This is a genomic window from Achromobacter sp. ISS7 (genome assembly GCF_056523125.1).
The window spans coordinates 5,986,216-6,009,640 of record NZ_JAWRZD010000001.1; the positions used below are offsets into that span (position 1 = coordinate 5,986,216).

The following is a 23,425-nucleotide window of genomic DNA, read 5'->3' on the forward strand; positions in this document are numbered from 1 at the left end:
CGCCCCTGGGAGCCGAACCGTGTTCGATACCGTCCTGATCGCCAACCGCGGCGAAATCGCCGTCCGCGCCATCCGTACCCTGAAACGCCTGGGCATCCGCAGCGTTGCCGTGTATTCCGATCCCGACCGCAACGCGGCCCACGTGCGCGAGGCCGACGTGGCCGTGGCGCTGGGCGGCGAGAAGGCCGTCGACAGCTACCTGCGCACCGACCTGCTGCTGGCGGCCGCGCGCGAGCACGGCGCCCAGGCCATCTACCCCGGCTATGGCTTCCTGTCGGAAAGCGCCGAGTTCGCCGAAGCGTGCGAGGCCGCGGGCATTGCCTTCGTCGGCCCGACGCCGTTGCAGATCCGCGAGTTCGGCCTGAAGCACCGCTCGCGCGAACTGGCGGCCGAGGCCGGCGTGCCGATGACGCCGGGCACGGGCCTGCTGGCCAGCCTGGGCGAGGCGCTGACGCAGGCCGAGCGCATCGGCTATCCGGTGATGCTCAAGAGCACCGCGGGCGGCGGCGGCATCGGCCTGTCGCGTTGCGACAACGAGGCCGAGCTGACGGTGGCGTTCGACAGCGTGCAGCGCATGGGCGAGCATTTCTTCCGCGATGGCGGCGCGTTCATCGAGCGCTATGTGGACAACGCCCGCCACGTCGAGGTGCAGATCTTCGGCGACGGCGCCGGCCGCGTGCTGGCGCTGGGCGAGCGCGACTGCTCGGTGCAGCGGCGCAACCAGAAGGTGATCGAGGAAACGCCCGCGCCGCATCTGCCGGCCGCGACCCGTGCGGCGCTGCTGGATGCGGCGGTCAAGCTGGGCGAGTCGGTGGCCTACCGTTCGGCCGGCACGGTCGAATTCATCTACGACCCGGCGCGCGACAGCTTCTACTTCCTGGAGGTCAACACCCGCCTGCAGGTGGAACACCCGGTGACCGAGGCGGTGACGGGCCTGGACCTGATCGAGTGCATGCTGCGCGTGGCGGCGGGCGAACCGTTGGACCTGGCCGCGATGTCGCGCGCGCCGCAAGGCGCGTCGATCGAAGTGCGGCTGTACGCCGAGGATCCGCTGCGCCAGTTCCAGCCGTCGCCCGGCGTGCTGACCGAGGTGCACTTCCCGGCCGGCGTGCGGCTCGATGGCTGGGTCGAGACGGGCACCGAGGTGCCGGCGTTCTACGACCCGATGCTGGCCAAGCTGATCGTGCACGCCGATACCCGCGAGGCCGCGCTCGACAAGCTGGCCGATGCGCTCGCGCATACCCGCCTGCACGGCATCGCCACCAACCTGGATTACCTGCGCCAGATCGTGGCCGACGCGCGCTTTCGCGCCGGCCAGCTGTCGACGCGCTTCCTGGAAGGCTTCACCTACCGGCCCGCGGCCATCGAGGTGCTGGAGGCCGGCACCTACACCAGCGTGCAGGATTACCCGGGCCGCACCGGCTATTGGGACATCGGCGTGCCGCCGTCGGGGCCGATGGACGACTACGCGTTCCGCCTGGCCAACCGCATCGTCGGCAACGCGCCCGACGCCGCCGGCATCGAGGCCACGCTGGTCGGGCCGACGTTGCGCTTCCATGGCGACGCCATCGTCGCGCTGACCGGCGCCGAGTGCGCCGCCACGCTCGATGGCGAACCGGTGCCGATGTGGCGGCCGGTCACGGTGCGCTCGGGCCAGGTGCTGGCGACCGGCCGCGCGCTGTCGGGCTGCCGTACCTACCTGGCGGTGCGCAACGGGCTGGACGTGCCGGTGTACCTGGGCAGCCGCTCGACCTTCGCGCTGGGCCAGTTCGGCGGCCATGCCGGGCGCACGCTGCGGGTCGGCGACATGCTGCCGCTGGTGCGTCCCGACCTGCCAGCCGCCAATGCCGAGCCGCCCGTGAGCGCGCCGCAGGCGGCGCCGGCCGAATTGATCCCGGCCTATGGCAACACCTGGGAAATCGGGGTGCTGTACGGGCCGCATGGCGCGCCGGACTTCTTCCGTCCCGAAGCCATCGAGGCCTTCTTCGCCGCCGACTGGGAAGTGCACTACAACTCCAACCGCCTGGGCGTGCGGCTGACGGGCCCCAAGCCGACCTGGGCGCGCGAGAACGGCGGCGAGGCCGGCCTGCATCCGTCCAACATCCATGACTGCGAGTACGCCATCGGCAGCATCAACTTCACCGGCGACAGCCCGGTGATCCTGACGCGCGACGGCCCGAGCCTGGGCGGCTTCGTCTGCCCGGTGACGATCGCGCGCGCCGAACTGTGGAAGGTGGGGCAGGTCAAGCCGGGCGACCGCATCCGCTTCGTGCGCATCGACTACGCCGAGGCGGTGGCGCGCGAGGCGGCGCAGGATAGCAGCGTGGCGCGGCTGCAGGCGGTGGCGCCGCGGGCCGCCGCGCCGGCCGCGCCGCCCGCCACGGCCTCCGAAACCATCATCGCCGCGCTGCCGGCGACAGGCAGCCGCCCGTCGGTGTCGTACCGCCAGGCGGGCGACGGCTATCTGCTGCTGGAATACGGCGCCAACGTGCTCGACCTGGCGCTGCGCATGCGCATCCACCTGCTGATGGAAGCGCTGGCCGCGCAGCCGATCGAGGGCGTGCGCGAGCTGTCGCCGGGCGTGCGCTCGCTGCAGATCCGCTACGACAGCCGCGTGATCCTGCAGCAGGCGCTGATCGCGCGGCTGCTGGAAATCGAAACGCAGCTGGCCGACGTGGCGACGCTGAAGGTGCCGACCCGCGTGGTCTACCTGCCGATGGCGTTCGAGGATTCGGCCACGCTGGGCGCGGTGCAGCGCTACCAGGAAACGGTGCGCGCCAGCGCGCCGTGGCTGCCGAACAATGTCGACTTCATCCAGCGCATCAACGGCCTGGCCAGCCGCGAGGACGTGCGCCGCATCGTGTTCGACGCCAGCTATCTCATCATGGGCCTGGGCGACGTCTACCTGGGCGCGCCGTGCGCGGTGCCGATCGACCCGCGCCACCGCCTGCTGACGTCCAAGTACAACCCGGCGCGCACCTTCACGGCCGAGGGCACGGTCGGCATCGGCGGCGTCTACATGTGCATCTACGGCATGGATTCGCCCGGCGGCTACCAGCTGGTGGGCCGCACGCTGCCGATCTGGAACAAGTTCCTGAAGAACCCGGTGTTCCAGGATGGCAAGCCGTGGCTGCTGCGCTTTTTCGACCAGGTGCGCTTCTATCCGGTGAGCGAGGCCGAGCTGGATACGCTGCGCGAGGATTTCCGCGAAGGCCGCGCCACGGTGCGGATCGAAGAGGAGGTGTTCGACTTCGCCGCGCACCAGCGCTTCCTGGCCGGCGAGGCCGACAGCATCGGCGCGTTCCAGGCGCGCCAGAAGACGGCGTTCGACGCCGAGGTGGCGCTGTGGAAGCACGAGGACGTGGCGGTGGCGCCGGTCGAGGCCGCGCCCGAAACCGAGACCGCGCTGCGCGAGGGCGAACGGCTGGTCAGCGCCGACATGTGCGGCAACGTCTGGAAGATCCCGGTGCAGGTGGGCCAGAGCGTGGCGGCCGGCGACACGCTGGTGGTGGTGGAAGCCATGAAGATGGAGCTGTCGGTGATCGCGCCGGTGTCGGGCACGGTGACGGCGATCCGCTGCGTGCCGGGCAAGCCGGTCAATGCCGGCGACGCGCTGCTGGTGCTGGCCGAGGACGCCACGTGCCCCGTGACCTGAGCCTCATGCGCGATCCGGTGCGCATCGGCCCGTCGCTGCGGCAGGCGCCGGCGCTCGCGGGGTCGCTGGCGGAGCAGGTGTACCAGCGCATCAAGGACGAGCTGTTCGACTTCCGCCTGCTGCCGGGGGATCGTTTCACGGAAGCGGAGCTGGCGTTGCGGCTGGGGGTGAGCCGCACGCCGGTGCGGCTGGGCTTGGCGCGGCTGGAGCGCGAGGGCTTCGTGCTGCCCAGTCCGCGCAGTGGCTGGCAGGTGCGGCCGTTCGATTTCGAGCGCTTCGAGGCGCTGTACGACGTGCGGGTGGTGCTGGAGCTGGCGGCGGTGGAACGGCTGTGCGCGCGTGAGCAGATGGATGAGCGCGGGCTGCTGGGAGCGCTGGCGGATGTGTGGCTGGTGCCGCCGGCGCAGCGCATCCTGGATGGGCGGATGGTGGCGGAGCTGGACGAGGCGTTTCACTGCTCACTGGTGGAGGCGGCGGGGAATGCGGAAATGGCGTTGATCCACCGGGAGGTGACGGAGAAGATCCGGATCGTGCGGAGGCTGGATTTCACCAAGGAGTTTCGGGTGGATGCGACGTATGAGGAGCATGGGGCGATTTTGCGGGCGGTGCTTGGGCGGCGGGGGGAGGCGGCGGGGGGGATGTTGCGGGGGCATATCGAGATGAGCAAGGCGGAGGTTCGGAAGATCACGTTGCATATGTTGCATGTGGCTCGGGAGGGTTCTTGAGGCGCGTCGGGGCGAAGCTGCGGGGCGGGTGCGGGGCTACGATTGCGGTCCGGAGCGTTCGCTCCGGACTGCCCCGTCCTCAACCTCGTCCGCCTTCGGCTCCCTACGGTTTCCGTCGGGCGCATCTACACGCCCCGCACCCGCCCCGCAGCCTCGCCCCGCCGCTCGTGCGTCTCCCTGCGGCGGATGTCGGGGAGGGTGGTTTGCTTGGCGTTTTGCTCAGCGTCGGGGTGGGGTGGAGGAGTTTGCGGGGCCCGCCAGAAACGGCTGCGCGGGCAGCCGTTTTTGGCATACATGGGGTGGGGCGTCGGGGCGGTGGTCGCTGCGCGTGGTGGCTGCAGTTTGGGCGCGCCCTTGCCCTGGCTCTTGCTGGCGTCCGGGTCAGCCTTGTAGTTGTTTGTAGACTTCTTCGGAGACGCGTTGGAGTTCTTCGCGGCTGATGGCGCCGGAGAGGGCGTAGCCGAATTGGCCTTCGACCCAGTAGAAGACGCGGACGGGGCCTTCCTGGGTGAATTGGAAGGCGGTCTGGCCGCCGGTGGCTTCGCGGGTGACGTAGAGGGTCAGGCGTTGGCCGTCGGGGGCGCCGTACATGAAGAGGGCGACGGGGCCGCTGCCGCCGGGGAGCAGGCGGCCGCCGACGAGGTCGTAGCCGGCGTGGGTCAGGGAGGGGGCGCGCACGGGGGCGCCCAGGCGCTTGGTGAGCCAGGTGACCAGGGCCTTTTCGTTGTCGCCGCTGACTTCGACGGGGCGGCCCATGTCTGGGGCGTAGACGGCGTGGGCGATGGCGGCGCGCTGGGCGTAGCCGCCGGCGGCGCGGTCGGGGGTGGCGGTGGCCAATACGGTTTGCAGGTGGCGGGCGTCCAGGGCGCCGCGCGCCAGCCAGGCGCTGCTGGCGCTGATGGCGGCGATGGCGACGCCGGCGGCCAGGGCGCGCCAGGGCAGGCGGCGCGCGGGGGGCGAGAGCGGCAGGCGCAGGGGCAGCGGTTCGTCCAGCACCGGGTCCAGCAGCGCGTGCAGGGCGCGGCGCTGGGCCTGCCAGGCGTGCACGCGGGCCAGGTCCTGCGGATGGGACGCGAGGAAGGCGTCGACCTCGGCGTGGCGGCCGGGCGGCAGCTGGCCGTCGGCGTAGGCGTGCAGGTCGGCTTCGGTGATCGGGTTGCCGGCGGTCGGGACGGCGTGGAGGCGTTTGTCGTTCATGTCATTTCACGCGGTGGAGCCGGCTGGCGGGTTCCTGGCCTTGCATCAGGGCGCCCAGCCGTTCGCGGGCGCGCGACAGGCGCGACATGACCGTGCCGATCGGCACGCCCAGCACCTGCGCGGTTTCCTGGTACGACAGGTCTTCCACGCACACCAGCAGCAGCACTTCGCGCTGCTCGGCCGGCAGGCCTTGCAGGCAGCGGTCCAGGTCGCGCACCTCCAGGTGGTCGGTCTGCGTGGCGCGCACCGGCACGTCGGGCAGGTCGCCCGCGCCGGCCTGTTCGGCCTGCCGGTGGTTGGCGCGCACGCCGTCGATGAAATGGTTATGCATGATGCCGAACATCCACGCCCGCAATTCGCCGCGCCGCTGCCAGCGCGAGTAGCGGCTCCAGGCGCGTTCGAGGGTGTCCTGCACCAGGTCGTCGGCCCGGTGCGGGTCGCCCGTCAGCCCGCGCGCATAGCGCCGCAGGCTGGGGATGCAGGCCAGGATCGCGGCTTCGTCGTCGGCGCGCATGGTCGGGCGTGGAGGGACGGCGCGGCCGGATCAGGGCTTGATGACGTGCCAGACGTCCTTGAAGTTGTCGCCGGTCTTATCGCCCGGCTTGGTGTCCTTGGCATACAGGTAGACCGGCTTGCCCTTGTAGGCCCATTGCTTGGAACCGTCGTCGCGGGTGATGACGCTCAGGTCGCCCGATGCCTTGGCGTCGGCGGCGGCGGTGACCGGGGGCCAGATCTTGGCGCACTGGTCGTTGCAGGCGCTCTTGCCGCCGGCATCCTTGTCGAAGGTGTACAGGGTCATGCCGGCGCTGTTGACCAGGACGCCGTCCTGGGTCTTGACGGCCTGTGCGTGGGCGCCGGCCGAGAACAGGGCGGCGGAGGAGAGAACCAGGGCTGCGGCGATTTGAGTACGCATGTCGTGCCTCGTAGATGGGAAAGTGGGGGACTGCCCTCTACAGACGCCGGGCCGAACGGGAATATTCCGCCGCGGGACAAAAAAAGTGGAGGGCCGGGGATGACGATCCAACCGAGCCTCGCGCGGGCCCCCTGCGACGGGCCGCCGTCAGGCGTGGCCGCCGGGGAGCGGGGCGGGTTCGTAGCGCATTTCTATTTCCAGGGCGGTCTCCTCCACGGGGGTGAAGCCCAGCGACTCGTAGAGCCGGCGGGCGGGGTTGCCCTTCAGGACGGACAGGGTGACCGGGGCGCCTTCGTCGTCCGCCTGCCGCAGCAGGCCCGCCAGCAGGCGCCGGCCCAGCCCCTGGCCCTGGAAGGCCGGGTCGATCTGGATCTGCACGACGCGCCAGCCGGTCGGGTCGCGGAAGGTCTTGAACAGGCCGGCCGGGCGGCCGTGCAGCCAGACGATCTGGGCGTCGTCGAAGTGGTAGCGAATGCGGGTCAGGTGATGGGCGTCGTCCTGCGGCGCGCCGGCGCGCGCCAGGTGTTCGGTCATGGTCGCCTTGCGCAGCGACAGCAGGAACGGCAGGTCGTCTTCGGTGGCGGCTTGCAACGCCAGGGAATGAGGGCTCATGGGGCGGCTTCAGGGTTGCTTGGGGGGACCACGCTTGGCGCTCTTGCCGGCCTGGTGGATAAGGTTATAGAGCTGTTGCGCCGCCGGCGCCAGGGGGCGGCCCCTGCGCGAGATCAAACCCAGGCTGCGGGTGACGCGCGGATGCTCCAGTTTGATGCCGGCCAGGGTGGGGTGGCCGGCCGGCGGCATCGCCAGCTGTGGCACCGCCGCCACGCCCAGGCCGGCTTCCACCAGGCCCAGCAGGGTCATGACGTGGCTGACCTCGAAGGCGCTGACGGTGCGCTTGCCGCTCTTGGCCAGGGCGTCGTCGATCAGCAGGCGGTTGCCGCTTTCCTTGGCCACGGTCATGAAGCGTTCCTGCGACAGTTCCTCCCACGACACGCTGCGGCGCGCGGCCAGCGGATGGTCGCGCCGCACCGCCAGCACGAAGTCCTCGCGCAGCACCGCCTTGAAATCCACGTCCGGCTCCTGGGTGCCGAAAAAGCTGATGCCGAAGTCGGCGCGGCCCGTCACCACGCTGTTGAGCACGGTGTGGGCGGTCTCGTCGATGATGCGGACCCGTATCCGCGGAAAGCGCTCGGCGTAGTCATGGATGATGGCGGGCAGGAAGTAATAGGCCACCGACGGCACGCAGGCCACGGTCACCAGCCCGCCGCGCTGCGCCGCCAGGTCGCCGATGCTGAGCACCGCGCGCTCCAGTTCGTCGATGGCGCCGCGGGCCCGCTCCAGGAAGATGCGGCCGACGTGGGTCAGGGACACCCGGCGGGTGGTGCGTTCCAGCAGGCGCGCGCCCAGCAGGTCTTCCAGCTTGTCGATGCGGCGGCTCAGCGCCGGCTGCGACAGGTTCAGGTCTTCGGCCGCGGCGCGGAAACTGGCGCGCTCGGCCACGGCCACGAAGGCCTGCAATTCCTGCAAATCGAAATTGATGCGTGCCATGCATTAATCCATCCGTAAGTTGCAATTCAAATAATAGCCGCGCCGTCGCAGAATGCACCGCATGGAAACGATCATCCCTTGCGTACTGATGCGCGGCGGCACCTCCCGCGGCCCCTTTTTCCTCAGCGACTGGCTGCCCGCCGATCCCGCCGAGCGCGACCGGCTGCTGCTCACCGCCATGGGCTCGCCCCACGCGTTGCAGGTGGACGGCCTGGGCGGCGGCAACTCGCTGACCAGCAAGGTCGCGATCGTGTCGCGCTCGACCCGCCCCGATTGCGATATCGACTACCTGTTCGCGCAGGTCTCGGTGGACCGCGCCAGCGTCGACACCCGCCCCAATTGCGGCAACATGCTGTCGGGCGCCGCGCCCTTCGCCATCGACGAGGGCCTGATCGCCGCGGCCGACGGCGAAACCGCGGTGCGGGTGCACAACGTCAATACCGGCGCCGTGATCGAGGCCGTGGTGCAGACGCCGGGCGGCCGCCTGACCTACGAGGGCGAGGCGCGCATCGACGGCGTGCCGGGCGTGGCCGCGCCGGTGCGCCTGAACTTCCTGGACGCCTGGGGCGCGGTCACCGGCCGCCTGTTCCCCAGCGGCCAACGGCAGGAGACCGTGGACGGCGTGGCCGCCACGCTGATCGACGCGGCCATGCCGATGGTGCTGTTGCGCGCCGCCGACTTCGGCCTGCGCGGCGACGAATCGCCGGCCGAGCTGGACGCCGACCCGGCGCTGCTGGCGCGCCTGGAACGCATCCGCCGCGAGGCCGGCGCCCGCATGGGGTTGGGCGATGTGTCGAACAGCGTCATCCCCAAGCCGGTGCTGCTGGCGCCTGGCGGCGACCCGGCCATCCTGTCCATCCGCTCGCGCTACTTCACGCCGCACGCTTGCCACCGCGCCCATGCCGCCACCGGCGCCGTCGGCGTGGCCGCGGCCTTTCTCATGCCGGGCACCGTGGCGCATGACTGCGGCGGCCCCGCGCCGCGGCCCGGCTACCGTGGCGTGCGCATCGAGCACCCGTCGGGCGGCATGGACATCGATGTCAGGCTGGACGACGCCAGCGGCGAAGTGCGGGCCGCCGGGCTGGTGCGCACCGCGCGCAAGATCATGAAGGGCCTGCTGTACGTGCCGGGGCGCTATGTGCCGGCGCGGGAGGAACGCGCGAGCCGGCCGCGGCCCGCGCACGCCGCGCTGGCGGCCTAGGCCTTGCACGGCTGCCGTACCCGCGGGCCGCGCCAGGCCTGCGCCCACCGAAACATGAAGGCAGCGGGCCGACCCGCTTCCGACCCGAGACACAGCGGTCCGCAGAGGCCGCCCACAGAACCATCAGGAGACATGACATGGCTTTTCCCACCCGCAGCACCCTGTGCGCCGCCGCGCTTTGCCTGGCCCTGAGCAGCCCGGCCGCGCACGCCGAATTCCCCGAGCGCGCGATCACCATGGTGGTGCCCACCGCCGCCGGCGGCGGCAACGACACCCTGGCCCGCGTGATCGGGCAGAAGATGGGCGAACTGCTGGGCCAGACCGTCATCGTGGTCAACAAGCCTGGCGCGCAGGGCGCCATCGCCGCCGACTACGTGGCGCGCCAGCCGGCCGACGGCTACACCCTGATGCTGGGCTACATCGGCACGCACGGCATCAACCCGGCGCTGCAGAAGCTCAACTACGATCCGGTGCGCGACTTCACCGCGATCGGCATGGTGGCCGACTCGCCCACGCTGATGGTGGTGTCCAGCAGCATCGGCGTGCAGGACGTGCCGGGCCTGCTCAAGTACGGCCAGGCCCATCCCGACGGCCTGAGCTACGCCTCGGCCGGCCCGGGCACGGCGCCGGCGGTGGCGGGCGAACTGTTCAACCGCGCCACCGGCGCGGCCATGCTGGAGATTCCCTACAAGGGCTCGGCGCCCGCCATGACGGACACGCTGGCCGGCGTCACCCAGGTCATGTTTCCCAGCCTGTTCAGCGCCTATCCGCACCTGAAGTCGGGCAAGATCCGCGCGCTGGGCGTGGCCGGCACGCGCCGCGCCAAGGTGCTGCCCGACATGCCGACCCTGGCCGAACTGGGCGTGCAGGGCGTGGACGTGGCGCAGTGGTACGCGGTGTTCGCGCCGGCCAACGCCGACCCGCAGGTGGTCGCCAGGCTGAACACCGCGCTCAATGGCGCGCTGAACGACCCGGCCGTGGCCGGCAAGATCGACGACCAGGGCGCCGAGGTGCGCACCAGCACGCCGGCCGAGCTTGCCGCGTTCGTGCGCGAAGAGGCCGTCAAGTGGAAGCGGCTGGCGTCGACGATCCACGCGGCGCTGTGAACAGCGCCAGCGGCGCGGCGTCGAAGTGGCGCAGGTTCGGAAACACCAGCCGCAGATCGTCCGCGCTGGCGCCGAACCAACCGCCCAGCGCCGCGCCCAGTTGCTCCACCGCCAGCGTCGGCAGCAGCCGGCCGTTGTCGACGAAGCCCGGGCCATCCGGCGCGATGGCCGGATGCGTGCCGAGGTAGCGGCCGCCATCGACGGCGCCGCCCAGCACGAAATGATGCGCGCCCCAGCCATGGTCCGAACCGTTGCCGTTCGATCCCAGCGTGCGGCCGAATTCCGAGGCGGTGAAGGTGGTGACCTGGCGCGCCACGCCCAGGCCCGCCAGCGCCTCCTGGAAGACGGCCAGCGCCTGGCCCAGTTCCTTGAGCAGGGCGGGATGGGTGTCGTTCAGGCCGGTGTGGTTGTCGTAGCCGTTCTGCGATACGAAGAACACCTGGCGGCGCGCGCCCAGCGCCTGGCGCGCGGCGATGATGCGCGCCACGATCTTCAGCTGCTGTGCCAGCGGCGAGCCGAAATCGCCCGGCACCGCCACGCCCGACAGCGCCGCCCGCAGCCGCGCATCGGCGTCGATCGACTGCGCCGCGATGCGCGACATCTCGCGTTCCATCAGGTGCTCGCGCGGTTGCGTGATCAGTTGGCGCAGCAGCGCGGTGCAGGCGCCGGATCCGTACATGTCGCGCGTCAGCAGCTCGATGCGGGTCGAGCCGTTCACGCCGACCCGGTAGCCGGCCACGTGGCGGCCCGCCAGCAGCACGGTGCTGCCGCCCGCGGTTATGCCGGTGAAGCTGCGCTGCGCGTTGATGTCGGCGTACAGGTCCGTCAGCCGTCCGGCCCAGCCGGATGAGGCGCCTTCCGGCGCCAGCGCCTGCCAGTACGACTGCTGGTCGTTGTGCGAGAACAGCTTGGGCGGCAGCGGCACGCGCGCGCCGATGTATTCCGCCTTGCTGGTGGGCACCACCAGCGGGCCGACGTTCAGCACCGCCGCCATCTCGCCGCGCTCGAACAGCGGCGCCAGCGGCGCCAGGGCCGGGGCCAGCGCGAATTGGGCGCCGTCGGCGGCGGGTGCCTTGCCGCGCAGCGCGGTGGCCGCCAGCGCGTCGCGCCGCAAGGCGATGTCGGTGCGCGCCGCGGCATAGGCGCGGTAGGCCGGCGCATCGAACGGCACCAGGGTGTTGAACGGATCGTTGCCGCCGTACAGGAACACGCACACCAGCGCCTTGTAGTCGCCGGGTGGCGCGGATTGCGCCGCCGCCGCGCCCAGCGCCGCCAGGTTCAGCGCCAGCGGCGCGGCGGCGTGCGTGGCCCCCAGGGCGCAGGCGCGCAGCAGGAATTCGCGGCGGTCGGCCTTCATTTCTGCACCAGGTATTCGGGGCTGGCCGCCACCAGCGTGATGGCGGCGCGCACGCGGTCGCGCGGCCGTTCGCGCGGCAGGGTGTCGACGGCCTGCGCGATGGCCTGGGCCGTGGCCGCGCTGAAGGCATCGCCCGCCAGCAGCAGCACGACCCGTGCCACCAGCGCGTCGGCATCGGCGGCCAGGGCGATCTCGGCGGTGTACGGGGTCTGCAGGTCTTCCCAGCCGCGATCGACGTAGATGGCCACGAAGTTCAGGTAGCCGGCGATGCTGGTCTCATCGGTGATCTGCAATTCCGGCGCCACCAGGCCGCGCCGCGCCAGTTCGGTGACGGGCGGCGTGTAGCGCGGCCGGAAGAAGTTGAACACGCTGGCCGAACGCATCGGGCTCTGCGCCAGCCGGATGGTGTTGTCGGTGGTGTCGGGCATGGCCCAGGCGCCGTTGGTGGAGGTGGCGCCGAAGGCGCGCGCCCAGCCGGAAAAACGCAGGATGGGTTCGCGCACCTTGCCCCAGCCCGGCGCGGCCAGGTCGGGCTGGCGCGCCTCGTCGTCCAGCAGGATGGCGCGCACCACCGCCTCGAGGTTGCCGCGCGCGCCGTGGCCGTCGTCGTCGAACGCGGCCGCCACGCGCCCGACATAGGCCGGACTCGGGTTGCTGGTGACCAGCCGCTGGATCAGCTGCGTGCCGATGAACGGCCCCACGTTGGGGTGCGCGCTGATCACTTCCATCGCGCGCCGCAATGACAGATGGCCGTCGGTGCCCGGCGGGATCACCGCGCCCAGGAAGCGTTTTTCGGCCAGCGAATGCAGCGCCGGGTTGAGCGCCATGGGACGGCGGTGGAACTGCACGTCGGTCTCCGGCCCGTCCAGGTCCCAGCCGGTGAAGACCTTGGCCAGTCCCTGCACGTCGGCATTGTCGTAGGTCTCCACGGGGGCGCCGTTCGCCAGCCGCGGCGTGCCGTCGCGGTTCAACTCGACCAGGCCGATGCTGAACAGCTGCATCACCTCGCGCGCATAGTTCTCGTCGGGGTGGCGGCCGGTGCGCGGATCTTCCTTGCGGTTGCCGCGATAGGTCAGCATGCAGCCCATCGACAGGTTGCGGGTGACGGCGGTGAGCAGGTCCTGGTAGTTGCCGAAGGCATGCTCGGCCAGCAGGTCCATGAAACCGGCGGCGCCGAACAGCGGCCAGTTGGCGGTGATCGACGCCACGCCGACCACGAAGATCTCCGACAGCGCGAACGCCACGCGCGTGCGCACCTGGTCTTCGGCGCTGATGAACTTGCGCCACAGCGTCGATTCGAGCGGCGCGTTGATGCCATTGCCCTTGTAGGCCTCGGTGTTCTTGCCTTGCTGCAGCAGCCAGTCGAAATGGCTTTGCGAGGGCGGCAGCGCCAGTTGCGCGTCGAGCCAGCGGGCGTAGCCCTCGCGCACCACGGCGTCGATCTGCGCCGGCGTCGGGCCGAAGGTGGCCTGCGCCAGGAAGCGCGAGGCCTGGCCGGGCGTGGGGGGAGGGCGGGGGGAGGAAGCGGCCGGCGCCGCTTCGGACGGCGACGCGGACATGCAGGCAGCCCCGGGATCGAATGCGAGCCCTTACGGTACCGAAGCGCCGGGGGGGCTTCAAGACCGTCATTCGGACGAGGGACTAATCCATTTGAATGAGCCGTCGCCACAGAAGGGCGTCGGCCCGCGCTGGCGGGCCGGTCCGCGTGGACTAGACCGAACGGGTGATGCCGCCGTCGATGCGGATGTTCTGCCCGGTGATGTACGACGAAGCGTCGGAAGCCAGGAAGGCGATCAGGTCGGCCACTTCCTCGGCGGTGCCATAGCGACCCATCGGGATGCGAACGCGCCGGTCTTCCTTTTCCGGCAGGCTGTCGATGAAGCCGGGCAGCACGTTGTTCATGCGCACGTTGTGTTCGGCGTATTCGTCCGCGAATACCTTGGTGAACGCGGCCAGGCCGGCGCGGAACACGCCGGACGTGGGGAACAGCGCTTCCGGCTCGAAGGTGGCGTAGGTCGAGATGTTGACGATGGCGCCGGATTTCTGCTGCTTCATGACCGGCGCCACCAGGCGCGCAATGCGCACCACGTTGAGCAGGTAGAACTCCATGCCCAGGTGCCAGTCGTCGTCGCTGATTTCCAGCAGCGGGCCCTTGGGGCCGTGGCCGGCGCTGTTGACCACGGCGTCGACGCGGCCCCACTGCTGCAGGGTCGCGTCCACCAGCCGCGCCAGGTCCTCGGGCGAGCGGTTCGAGCCGGTCACGCCCAGGCCGCCCAGTTCGGCGGCCAGCGCCTCGCCCTTGCCGGACGAGGACAGGATCGCCACGCGGTAGCCGTCGGCCGCCAGTTTGCGCGCCGCCGCCGCGCCCATGCCGCTGCCGCCGGCGGTGATGATTGCCACTTTATCCGTGCTCATGCGTCGTTCCCCAGGGTGTCGGAAAACGGCCATTGTAGGGGCGGGCGCGGCGGCCCCGCGCAGATCCCGCGAGGCCGGCAGGGGCGATCAGTCGACCAGCTTGAGCACGCCCTTCATCAGCGCGAAATGGCCGGGGAACGAGCAGAAGTAGGCGTAGTCCTGGCCGGCGGCCAGCTTGCTGACGTCGAACGTGACCGAATCGGTCTCGCCGCCGCCGATCACCTTGGTGTGGGCGATGACGCGGGCGTCGTCCTTCTTGACGTAGTTGTTGTCCAGGCCGGCGGCCATGCCGTCGTTGACGGCGCCCTGCATGTCGGCCTGCTTGGTCAGCACCCAGTTGTGGCCCATGACGTTCTTGGCCAGCGTGCCGGGATGCTTGAGGTTCACGGTGAATTGCTTGCAGCTCTTGCTGACCGTGATTTCCTTCTTGTCGAACTGCATCTGGTCGTTGCCGGCGATATCCACCGAGCATTCGGCGGCCAGCACCGGGGCAGAGGCCAGGGCCAGGACGGTCGCGGCGCAGAGATTCTTCAACAGCATGTTCGTGCCTCCAGGGATCGAGGGGAGAGGAACCGCGCGCTCCGCCGGGCGGAGCCTCGCGGCCGTTGCGGTATTGTCGTTCCAGTCTACGCCTCGCGGCGCAAGGCTGCCCGCCAGGGGTTTGACGCAGCGCAAGCCGGCGCCAGCGAATTGCCCTGGCGCGGTTCCGGCCGGTCGCTCCGGCGGTGGTCCCGTCGCCGGCCTCGCGCTCAGCGCGTGCCGGCCTGGGCGGCGACGCGCCAGATCACGTTGCCGACATCGTCGGCCACCAGCAGGGCGCCCCGCGTGTCGAGCGCCACGCCCACCGGCCGGCCGCGCGCCTGGCCGGCGTCATCCAGGAACCCGGTCAGCACGTCGCGCGCCTGGCCGTCCGCGCGCGCGTCGGTGAACGGCACGAAGATCACCTTGTAGCCGCTGCGCGGGTCGCGGTTCCAGGAACCGTGCTGGCCGACGAACATGCCGTGCGTGAAGGGGGCCGACAGCGTGGCGCCGCCGGACCAGGCCAGCCCCAGCGAGGCGGTATGCGGCCCCAGCGCGTAGTCGGGCACGATCGCCTGCGCCACCAGGTCGGGGCGCGGCGGCTTTACCCGGGTGTCGACGTGCTGGCCGAAGTAGCTGTAGGGCCAGCCATAGAAGCCGCCGTCGCGCACCGAGGTCATGTAGTCGGGCACCAGGTCGCTGCCCAGTTCGTCGCGTTCGTTCACCGCGGTCCAGAGCGTCTTGCCGTCCGGTCCCCAGGCCATGCCCACCGGATTGCGCAGGCCGGTGGCGTACAGGCGCTTGGCGCCGCTGGCGACATCGATTTCCCAGATGGCGGCCCGGCCTTCCTCTTCGGCCATGCCGTTTTCGCCGACGTTGCTGTTCGAGCCGACCGACGCATAGAGCTTGGCGCCGTCGGCGCTGGCGATGAGGTTCTTGGTCCAGTGATGGTTGCGGCCGGCGGGCAGGTCCGTCACCTTGACGCCGGGCGCGTCGATGCGGGTCTGGCCCGCCTGGTAGGGAAACCGCAGCACCGCATCGGCGTTGGCGACGTACAGCTGGTCGCCGACCAGCGCCATGCCGAAGGGCGAGTTCAGGCCTTCCAGGAACACGCTGCGCGTCTGCGCCGCGCCGTCGGGCGTCAAGCCGCGCAGCAAGGTGATGCGGTTGGCGCTGGGCGTGCGCGCGCCGGCCCGCTTCATGACGATGCCGGCGGCCCAGTCCTTGATGCCGCCGGACGCCTCGGGCGGCTTGGGCGGCGCGTTGCTCTCGGCCACCAGCACGTCGCCGTTGGGCAGCACATAGAGCCAGCGCGGGTGGTCCAGGCCGCGGGCGTAGGCGGTCACCGCCAGGCCGCTGGCCGGGGTTGGCAGGCCGGCGTCGGCCCAGCCCACCGCCTTGGCGGTATTGACCGTGGGAATCAGCGTGGGATTGGGCGCGGGCAGCTCGGGCCGCGGCCCCATGCCGGCCTCGACCGGCAGGCGCGCGACCTCGCCGCAGGCGGCCACCAGGGCGGCGGCCACGACGAGCACCGGCAATACGTATCGAATTCGCATGGCGCGGCTCCAGTCGCGGGATGGGCAAGCCTTCATCATACGACGCGGTGGTGGCCGCTCCGCCACTGCCTAGCGCATGTCGAAGGCTTCCTGATGCCAGTGGACGCCGCCGCGGCCCAGGCGCCGCAGTCCTTGGCGCAGCGCCGCCGCCAGGCCAGCCGGGCCACAGTACCAGACGTCGGCGACCCGGCCGGCAGCCACTTCGCCCTGTGCCAGGGAGGCGGCTTCCAATCGCTGTCCCTGCGCCGCGCTGTGCACTTGCAGCGTGACGTTGTCCAGTGCCTCGCAGCGTTGCCGCAGCACCTCGACGAACGGGTCGGCGCCGGCGTCGCGCACACAATAGTGCAGCCATACGGACGGGCGGTCGCCGGGCGCGTCACGGGCCGCTTCCAGCCAAGCCAGGAACGGCGTGACGCCGATGCCGCCCGCGACCCACACTTGCGGGCCGGCGGCGGGATCGGCCGGGCGTTCGAAGCGGCCGTAGGGGCCTTCGACCGTGACCGGCGCGCCTTCGCGCAGCGTGGCGGCCAGGCGTCGGGTAAAGTCGCCCAGGGCCTTGATCTGGAAGGTGACGTCGTGGCGGCCGGCGTGCGGCGCGCTCGCAATGGTGAACGGATGTGCGCCTTCGCGCCGGTCGAAGGTGACGAAGGCGAACTGCCCTGCCGCGTGGCCGGGCCAGCGCGGGCCGAGTTCACAGGTGACTTCGAGGATGTCGCCGGGGCGCCGGACCAGCCCGGTGACCTTGCCGGCGACGCGCCGGCCTTGGCCGATGCGGCCGGCCAGCGACAGCAGCGCGGCCGCGGCGCCGCCCGCCATCAAAGGCAGCAGCAGCGCACCGGTCGGGCCGGTCCAGTAATAGGCCGGCGCCAACGCCAGCGTGTGAAACGCCAGCACCAGGAAGGCCAGCGGCATGGCGCGGTGGACGATGCGCCACGCATGGTACGGAAAGCGCCGCCACAGCGTGATGACCAGCATGGCCAGCAGGGCATAGATCGTCCATTCGCCCAGATCCTTGGCCAGGCCGCGCGAATCCGCCAGCATGGCCAGCACCGCGTCGCGCGCGGGCCGTCCTTCGATGCCCACCAGCGCTTTCAGCGGCGTGCTCGCCAGCTTGATCAGCCAATGCGCCGCGCCCGCGCCGATGGCCAGGATGCCGGCCCATTTGTGCAGCCGGTAGATCTTGTCCATTCCGCCCAGCGGGCCTTCCAGCCAGGCCGGACGCAACGCCAGCAGCATGATCAGCGACATCAGTCCGATCGACCAGACGCCCGTCAGGTACAGCGCCTGCTGGCGCAGCGCCCAGGGCCAGGCGGCCCCGGACGCCGGTTGCGGCAGGGGGGCGTCGACCGCCCAGGCGCCGGTCAGCGCGAGCAGGAAGAGACCCAGGGCGGAACGGGTTTTCATGGCGGCGGCCTCAGTCCTTGATACGGCTGCGCAACACGGCGCCGCTTTGCGCATCGACGCGCAGCTTCACGCGCTGGCCCTGCGGGTTGTCGGCCTTGACGTCGTAGCCGCGGTGATGCTCCAGCTCGATCTCGGTGATGTTGCGGTAGCCCGCGGCGGTCAGCGTGTCGTAGATCTGGCGCACGGTCAGGATCTGCGCGGCGGGCGCGGCCTGGGCGGGAGCCGCGGCGGCCGGTGCGGTTGCGGCCGGCGCAGCGGCGGGCTGGGGCGCGGTCTGCGCCAGCGCGGCGACGCCGGTGAGGGTGGCGGCGCCGATGGCCAGGGCGGACAGGGTCTTGCGGATCGGGTTCATGCGGATCGGGTTCATGCGGTTTTCTCCTGAGGGTCGAAGTCGGGCCGTGGATCGGCCATGACGTCATTATTCGGGGGGGCGCATGAACCCGTTCTGAAGCCGCCGTTCACCCGCCGTTCATGTTTGATCCGCTATAAATGAGACGCTTGTCTTCCCCTGTTTTTCCCCCGCGCGCCGGGTTACCCTGGTTGCGTTCCCCTCACGGAAACCCCATGGCCGCACGTTCGCGCATCGCAATCTGGCTGACCGGCTGCGCGCTGGTCCTGGCGCTGGCCGCCGGGCCGGGCGCGGGCGTGGCCGATGAAAGCGACCACGAGCAGGCGCGCCAGGCGCTGCAGGCCGGCAAGGTGCTGCCCCTGCGTTCGGTGCTGGACATCGTCGAGCGCGATTTTCCCGGCCAGGTGGTGAAGGTCGAGTTCGAGGAAGACGACGGCGTGTTCCTGTACGAGATCCGCCTGCTGCAGCCCGGCGGCAGCCTGGTGAAGCTGAAGATCGACGCGCGCGACGGCACCGTGCTGGGCATGAAAGGCCGCGACATCCAATTCCGGAACCGACACTGATGCGCATGCTTGTCGTCGAAGACGAACCGACCCTGGCCGCGCAACTGGCCGACGCCCTGCGCCACGCGGGCTACACCGTCGACACCGCCGCCGACGGCGCCAGCGCCCACTACATGGGCGAGGTCGAGACCTACGACGTGGTGGTGCTGGACCTGGGGCTGCCGGTGATGGACGGCCTGACCGTGCTCAAGCAATGGCGCGCCGCCGGGCGCGGCATGCCGGTGCTGATCCTGACCGCGCGCGCCAACTGGCACGAGAAGGTCGCCGGCATCGACGCCGGCGCCGACGACTATCTCACCAAGCCCTTCCACATGGAAGAGCTGCTGGCCCGCGTGCGCGCGCTGCTGCGCCGCCACAGCAGCCACGCCAGCGCGCAATGGCGCTGTGGTCCGCTGATGCTGGACACGCGGCTGGCCAAGGCCACCGTCGACGGCCTGCCGCTGAACCTGACCAGCCACGAATTCAAGGTGCTGGCGGTGCTGATGCAGCGCGCCGGCGAAGTGGTCTCGCGCGGCGAGTTGATCGAGCATATCTACGCGCAGGACCACGACCGCGATTCCAACACCATCGACGTGTTCATCGGCCGCCTGCGCAAGAAGCTGCCGCCCGACGCCATCGAGACCGTGCGCGGGCTCGGCTACCGGCTCGCCTGTACCTCATGACCACGCCGCGCGCGCCGGGTTCGCTGCGCTGGCGCCTGCTGGCCGGCACGCTGGCCTGGATCGCGGTCACCGTCGTGCTGGCCGGCTGGGGCCTGGGCAGCCTGTTTCGCCAGCACATCACCGAACAGTTGCGGGCCGAACTGGCGCTGCACATGAACCAGCTGACCGCCGCGGTCAGCGTGGCGCCCGATGGACGGCCGGCGGTGGCGTCGCCCCTGAGCGATCCGCGCCTGGAACAGCCGCTGTCGGGGCTGTACTGGCAGATCGACCGCCTTGATGACAAGGGCCGGGTGGCGGCCGCCGGCGTGGCGCGTTCGCGCTCGTTGTGGGACCAGGTGCTGGCCCTGCCCGCGGCCGACAGCGCCGACGGCGTCTATGACATCGCCGGTCCGCAGGACCATCGCCTGAGCGCGCTGACGCGCCTGCTCAAGCCCGAGGACGCCGACACGGTGACGTTGCGCCTGATCGTGGCCGCCGACCGCGCGGTGCTGGCCGAACCGATCGAACGCTTCAACCACATGCTGCTGTTGTCGCTGGGCGCGCTGGCGGCCGGGCTGGTGGCGGCGGCGGTGGTGCAGGTGGCGGTCGGGCTGCGGCCGCTGGGCCGGCTGCGGCGCCAGCTGGCCGCGCAGCAGGGCGGCAATAGCCTGCACATCGACGGCCGCTTTCCCAGCGAAATCCAGCCGCTGGTGGACGACTTCAACCGCGTGCTGGCGGTCAACGCGGACATCGTGCAGCGCGCCCGCACCCAGGCCGGCAACCTGGCGCACGCCGTCAAGACGCCGCTCACCATCCTGGGCAACGCGGCCGCGCGCGAGGACGGCGCGTTCGCCCGCCTGGCGCGCGAGCAGGTGGCGATGGCGCAGCGCCAGATCGACTATCACCTGGCGCGGGCGCGGGCCGCGGCGGCCTCGGGCACGGCCGGAGGGCGCACGCCCTTGCGCGCTCCGGTGCAGGCGCTGCTGCGGGTCATGCAGCGCCTGTACGCGGCGCGCGGGCTGGAACTGGAGATGGCGGAATTCGCCGACGGCCTGGAATTCCGCGGCGAGGAGCAGGACCTGCAGGAAATGGTGGGCAACCTGCTCGACAACGCCTGCAAATGGGCCACGCATCGCGTCCGCATCGGCGCGCGGGCGTCGGCGCCGGACCGCCTGCAGATCGTGATCGACGATGACGGCCCCGGCATCGGCGAGGACGAGCGCGAACGCATCTTCGAGCGCGGCGTGCGCATGGACGAGCAGCGGCCCGGGTCGGGCTTGGGCCTGGACATCGTGCGCGACCTGGCCGGCACCTATGGCGGCGAGGTCAGCGCCGGGCAGGCGCCGCTGGGCGGACTGCGCGTGACGCTGACGCTGCCGGCGTTGCCGACCGCGACGGGTGCGCGCTAGCGCACCAGCGTCACCGGCACTTCCGCCAGTTGCACCACCTGGTTGGCGACCGAGCCGATCAGCATGCCGGCCAGCGCGCCATGGCCGCGCGTGCCCATGACGATGCGCGCGCATTGATGCTGCTGCGCGTAGTTGGCGATCTCGACCGCGGCATTGCCGAATTCGACGTGGCTGGTGTAGTCGGTGCCGGTCACGTCGAGCAGCTTGCGCGCGTCGTCGGCGGCTTCCTGGCCTTCGCGCACGTAGTATTCGTCGATCATGTCCTGGGTGACCAGCCGCGACAGGCCGGCGCGGCCTTGCGGCGGCGTCTGGATGTTGAGCAGGTGGATGCGCGCGTCGCGCGCACCCTGCGCCAGCTGGCGCGCGTGCAGCACGGCGCGGTTGGCGTTGTCGGAGCCGTCGACCGGCACGAGGATATGCAGCATGGCGGCCTCCTTACTTGACCAGGGTGACGGGCAGGTCCGTCAGGTGCAGGACCTTGGTGGCAACCGAGCCCATGAACAGCGCGGCCACCGATCCCAATCCGCGAGAGCCCATGAAGATCTCGTCGGCGTCGATCTCGCCGGCCACGCGCACGATGGTGTCCGCCGTCGCGCCGGTCTCGACGCGCTGGCCGAACGGCACGCCGGCTTCGGCCAGCAGCGCGCTGGCTTCGCGCAGCGCGGCCTGGCCTTCTTCCTGGTGGTAGGCGTCAATGTCCGCCTGTGACAGGCCGCGGCCGATCTTGCCGGCCTGCAGCGGAATCTGCACCGTCAGCAGTTCGACCCGTTCGACCGGGTCGTAGTCGCGCGCCGCGAGCAATGCCCGCACCGCATGCACCGCATGCCGCGAGCCATCCACGGGGATCAGAATGCGTTTCATCGACGTCTCCTTGTTGTCCGCGAGCCGCGGCGAAGGGCCGCAGTGTCTCCACTGTACGAAATTATTCGGCGCCTTGGGCGGCGGCGGGATGCGCGGAATCAAACGAAGCGGGATCGGGCGCGCGCAGCGGCGTGCGTCCTGCGCGGGAGAGGGGCCGGGGACGCATTGGCGGGGTGGCCCGCAGGCTGAGTCAGCGCCAGCGCGCCGGCGTCTGCGCCGCCTCGGCCGGCAGGCCCAGCAGCAGGGCGGCCATGCGGCCCAGCGTGGAGGCGTCGCCGGTGGTTTCCAGCGACACCGAGCCGGCGCCGTCCGGCGCCAGCAGCCCGCGTTCCTGCAATTGATGGCGCAGGCGGCGCGCCACCGGGCCGCCGGTTTCCAGCAGCGGCACGGACTCGCCCGCCGCGGCCTGGATCGCGTCGTGCAGGAACGGGAAATGGGTGCAGCCCAGCACCAGCGCGTCGGCGCCCTGCGCCAGCAGCTCGCTGACCGGCGCCGCCACCACGCGGGCGGCGGCGGGGCCGTCGATCTCGCCGCGCTCGACCTGCAGCACCCATTCGGGACACGGCCGGAACAGGATGCGGATCTCGGGCGCCTCGCGTTGCACCAGCGCCGCGAACTTGGGGCTGGCCAGCGTGCCGGTGGTGGCGAAGACGCCGACCACGCCGCTGCGCGTCAGGTGCGCGGCCGGCTTGATGGCCGGCTCCACGCCGATGATGACAAGGTCCGGATGGCGGGCGCGCAGCAGCGCGATGGCGGCGGCGGTGGCGGTGTTGCAGGCCACCACCATGGCCTTGGCCTGGCGCGACACGAAATAGTCGGCGATGGCCAGCGCCCGCTGCTGCACGGTTTCCTGCGTCTTCTCGCCGTAGGGCACATGGGCGGAATCCGCCAGGTACAGCAGGTGTTCCCGCGGCAGCGCTGCGCGGATGGCGCGCAGCACGCTCAGTCCGCCGACGCCGGAGTCGTATACGCCTATGGGGTGGGGGGCATGCATGGGTGAGCAGCGAGAGCCAGGATGGCGCCCAGTGTAGCGCCCCGGGGCCTGTCTCCACCGCTCCTTTCCGTGTGGGCAGCCTAGTCTTCCGGCGTCTCGCGATGCGCGCGCACTTCCTCGATCAGCCGGCGGGTCGCGCCGGACAGCGGCGCGTCGCGCCAGATCAGGGTGAGCGGCGCGCGCAGTTCCACCGGGCCGCTGACGTTGACGTACACCACGCCCTCGATGTTGACCCGGCGCAGTGACGCCGGCACCAGCGACACGCCCAGGCCTGCCGCCACCAGGCTCAATGTGGACAGCACGCGCGGCGCCTCCTGCGCCACCCGCGGGCTGAAGCCGGCGGCGCGGCAGCCCGAGATGATGGCGTCGTACAGGCCGGGACCGCTGTGGCGGCGGTACAGGATCAGCGATTCCTCGGCCAGTTCCGACAGCGCGATGCGCTTGCGGGTCCGCCCCTTGACCATCGGATGGTCGGCGGGAAAGGCGGCCAGCATGGTTTCCTCCAGCACGCTCTCGACCGCCACGCCGCGATCGGCGCCGTGCGCGCCGCGGATGAAGGCGACGTCGACCCGGCCGGCGCGCACGTCCTCCATCAGTTCGCCGGTGCTGCTTTCCTCCAGCACCAGCCGCACCTGCGGCGCGCTTTCGCGAAAGCGCCGGATCACGGACGGCACGAACGGGTGAAAGGCGGCCGAGCCGGTGAAGCCCACCGTCAGCCGGCCGGCCTCGCCCAGCGACACCCGCCGCACGCCGTCGACCGCCTGGTCGACCAGCGCCAGGATGCTGCGGGCATCGGCCAGCAGCGCTCGGCCGCTTTCGGTCAGCTCCATGCCGCGCGGCAGCCGGTGGAACAGCGTGACCCCCAGCTCCTGTTCCAGCACGCGGATCTGCTGGCTGAGTGGGGGCTGGCGGATGCCCAGCCGGGCGGCCGCCTTGGTCAGGTGGGATTCCTCGGCCACCGCCAGGAAATAGCGCAACAACCGCAGATCGACGGATGCCATATGCATTGAAT

At 71.0% G+C, this 23,425-nt stretch carries 23 protein-coding genes; 7 read left to right on the forward strand and 16 right to left on the reverse strand.

Going from position 1 to position 23,425, the window contains the following annotated elements; all coding sequences use genetic code 11:
- Positions 1-19 precede the first annotated feature (19 nt).
- Both uca and AC1HFW_RS27155 read left to right on the forward strand, forming a co-directional pair.
- A complete protein-coding gene (gene uca / locus AC1HFW_RS27150) occupies positions 20-3,655 on the forward strand; it encodes an urea carboxylase (protein ID WP_479285848.1) in 3,636 nt (1,211 codons plus the stop codon).
- Positions 3,656-3,660: 5 nt separating this feature from the next.
- A complete protein-coding gene (locus AC1HFW_RS27155; protein ID WP_050813190.1) occupies positions 3,661-4,380 on the forward strand; it encodes a GntR family transcriptional regulator in 720 nt (239 codons plus the stop codon).
- A gap of 381 nt (positions 4,381-4,761) precedes the next feature.
- On the opposite strand, the gene AC1HFW_RS27160 is transcribed toward AC1HFW_RS27155, so the two are convergent.
- The 5 genes from AC1HFW_RS27160 to AC1HFW_RS27180 form a co-directional block, all read right to left on the reverse strand.
- A complete protein-coding gene (locus AC1HFW_RS27160; protein WP_006390949.1) occupies positions 4,762-5,577 on the reverse strand; it encodes an anti-sigma factor family protein in 816 nt (271 codons plus the stop codon).
- A 1-nt stretch (position 5,578) separates the two neighbouring features.
- Entirely contained in the window at positions 5,579-6,091 is a 513-nt protein-coding gene (locus AC1HFW_RS27165) for an RNA polymerase sigma factor (protein WP_006390948.1), read from the reverse strand.
- 30 nt (positions 6,092-6,121) lie between these two features.
- Complete coding sequence (locus tag AC1HFW_RS27170) at positions 6,122-6,490, reverse strand: COG4315 family predicted lipoprotein (RefSeq protein ID WP_006390947.1); 369 nt, start codon at positions 6,488-6,490, stop codon at positions 6,122-6,124.
- A 147-nt stretch (positions 6,491-6,637) separates the two neighbouring features.
- Positions 6,638-7,102 (reverse strand): N-acetyltransferase family protein, encoded by a 465-nt coding sequence (locus tag AC1HFW_RS27175; protein WP_479285850.1) that lies wholly within the window; start codon positions 7,100-7,102, stop codon positions 6,638-6,640.
- A 9-nt stretch (positions 7,103-7,111) separates the two neighbouring features.
- On the reverse strand, positions 7,112-8,038 hold the full coding sequence (locus tag AC1HFW_RS27180) for a LysR family transcriptional regulator (protein WP_006390945.1): 927 nt from the start codon (positions 8,036-8,038) through the stop codon (positions 7,112-7,114).
- Positions 8,039-8,099: 61 nt separating this feature from the next.
- Here AC1HFW_RS27180 and AC1HFW_RS27185 point away from each other — a divergent pair, with 61 nt between their 5' ends.
- The gene (locus AC1HFW_RS27185; protein WP_479285852.1) at positions 8,100-9,239 is read left to right on the forward strand and encodes a 4-oxalomesaconate tautomerase; all 1,140 of its coding nucleotides are present in this window, start codon (positions 8,100-8,102) and stop codon (positions 9,237-9,239) included.
- Positions 9,240-9,376: 137 nt separating this feature from the next.
- Entirely contained in the window at positions 9,377-10,345 is a 969-nt protein-coding gene (locus tag AC1HFW_RS27190) for a Bug family tripartite tricarboxylate transporter substrate binding protein (protein ID WP_479285854.1), read from the forward strand.
- Here the strand turns inward: AC1HFW_RS27190 and AC1HFW_RS27195 are convergent.
- The 7 genes from AC1HFW_RS27195 to AC1HFW_RS27225 form a co-directional block, all read right to left on the reverse strand.
- Positions 10,302-11,702 carry a DUF1501 domain-containing protein gene (locus AC1HFW_RS27195; protein WP_479285855.1) on the reverse strand — a complete coding sequence of 467 codons (1,401 nt, stop codon included), beginning with the start codon at positions 11,700-11,702 and terminating at the stop codon, positions 10,302-10,304. The genes AC1HFW_RS27190 and AC1HFW_RS27195 overlap by 44 nt on opposite strands.
- Positions 11,699-13,261: a DUF1800 domain-containing protein gene (locus AC1HFW_RS27200; RefSeq protein WP_479285856.1), complete on the reverse strand. Its 1,563-nt coding sequence runs from the start codon at positions 13,259-13,261 to the stop codon at positions 11,699-11,701. Before AC1HFW_RS27200 ends, AC1HFW_RS27195 begins: the two co-directional genes overlap by 4 nt.
- 151 nt (positions 13,262-13,412) lie before the next feature.
- Positions 13,413-14,117 carry an SDR family oxidoreductase gene (locus tag AC1HFW_RS27205; protein WP_061073570.1) on the reverse strand — a complete coding sequence of 235 codons (705 nt, stop codon included), beginning with the start codon at positions 14,115-14,117 and terminating at the stop codon, positions 13,413-13,415.
- Between the two features lie 87 nt (positions 14,118-14,204).
- Positions 14,205-14,657, reverse strand: coding sequence for an azurin (azu, locus tag AC1HFW_RS27210; protein WP_006390939.1), 453 nt, complete (start codon positions 14,655-14,657; stop codon positions 14,205-14,207).
- 209 nt (positions 14,658-14,866) lie between these two features.
- Positions 14,867-16,192 carry a PQQ-dependent sugar dehydrogenase gene (locus AC1HFW_RS27215; protein WP_479285858.1) on the reverse strand — a complete coding sequence of 442 codons (1,326 nt, stop codon included), beginning with the start codon at positions 16,190-16,192 and terminating at the stop codon, positions 14,867-14,869.
- A 69-nt stretch (positions 16,193-16,261) separates the two neighbouring features.
- Positions 16,262-17,596, reverse strand: coding sequence for a ferredoxin reductase family protein (locus AC1HFW_RS27220; RefSeq protein ID WP_479285860.1), 1,335 nt, complete (start codon positions 17,594-17,596; stop codon positions 16,262-16,264).
- Between the two features lie 10 nt (positions 17,597-17,606).
- Positions 17,607-17,963 (reverse strand): PepSY domain-containing protein, encoded by a 357-nt coding sequence (locus tag AC1HFW_RS27225; protein WP_479285862.1) that lies wholly within the window; start codon positions 17,961-17,963, stop codon positions 17,607-17,609.
- 197 nt (positions 17,964-18,160) lie between these two features.
- On the opposite strand from AC1HFW_RS27225, the gene AC1HFW_RS27230 reads away from it, so the two are divergent.
- From AC1HFW_RS27230 to AC1HFW_RS27240, 3 genes are read left to right on the forward strand one after another with little or no spacing between them, the layout of a single operon-like run.
- Entirely contained in the window at positions 18,161-18,508 is a 348-nt protein-coding gene (locus AC1HFW_RS27230) for a PepSY domain-containing protein (protein WP_006390935.1), read from the forward strand.
- Complete coding sequence (locus AC1HFW_RS27235) at positions 18,508-19,170, forward strand: response regulator transcription factor (RefSeq protein WP_479285864.1); 663 nt, start codon at positions 18,508-18,510, stop codon at positions 19,168-19,170. Before AC1HFW_RS27230 ends, AC1HFW_RS27235 begins: the two co-directional genes overlap by 1 nt.
- Positions 19,167-20,558, forward strand: a complete 1,392-nt coding sequence (locus tag AC1HFW_RS27240) for a sensor histidine kinase (protein WP_006390933.1) — start codon at positions 19,167-19,169, stop codon at positions 20,556-20,558. Before AC1HFW_RS27235 ends, AC1HFW_RS27240 begins: the two co-directional genes overlap by 4 nt.
- Here the strand turns inward: AC1HFW_RS27240 and AC1HFW_RS27245 are convergent.
- From AC1HFW_RS27245 to AC1HFW_RS27260, 4 genes are all read right to left on the reverse strand, one after another.
- A complete protein-coding gene (locus AC1HFW_RS27245; protein ID WP_006390932.1) occupies positions 20,555-20,983 on the reverse strand; it encodes a universal stress protein in 429 nt (142 codons plus the stop codon). The genes AC1HFW_RS27240 and AC1HFW_RS27245 overlap by 4 nt on opposite strands.
- Before the next feature lie 10 nt (positions 20,984-20,993).
- Complete coding sequence (locus AC1HFW_RS27250) at positions 20,994-21,419, reverse strand: universal stress protein (protein WP_006390931.1); 426 nt, start codon at positions 21,417-21,419, stop codon at positions 20,994-20,996.
- 190 nt (positions 21,420-21,609) lie between these two features.
- Positions 21,610-22,413, reverse strand: a complete 804-nt coding sequence (gene murI, locus AC1HFW_RS27255) for a glutamate racemase (protein ID WP_479285865.1) — start codon at positions 22,411-22,413, stop codon at positions 21,610-21,612.
- 80 nt (positions 22,414-22,493) lie between these two features.
- Positions 22,494-23,414 (reverse strand): LysR family transcriptional regulator, encoded by a 921-nt coding sequence (locus AC1HFW_RS27260; RefSeq protein WP_035359416.1) that lies wholly within the window; start codon positions 23,412-23,414, stop codon positions 22,494-22,496.
- Between the last annotated feature and the right edge of the window lie 11 nt (positions 23,415-23,425).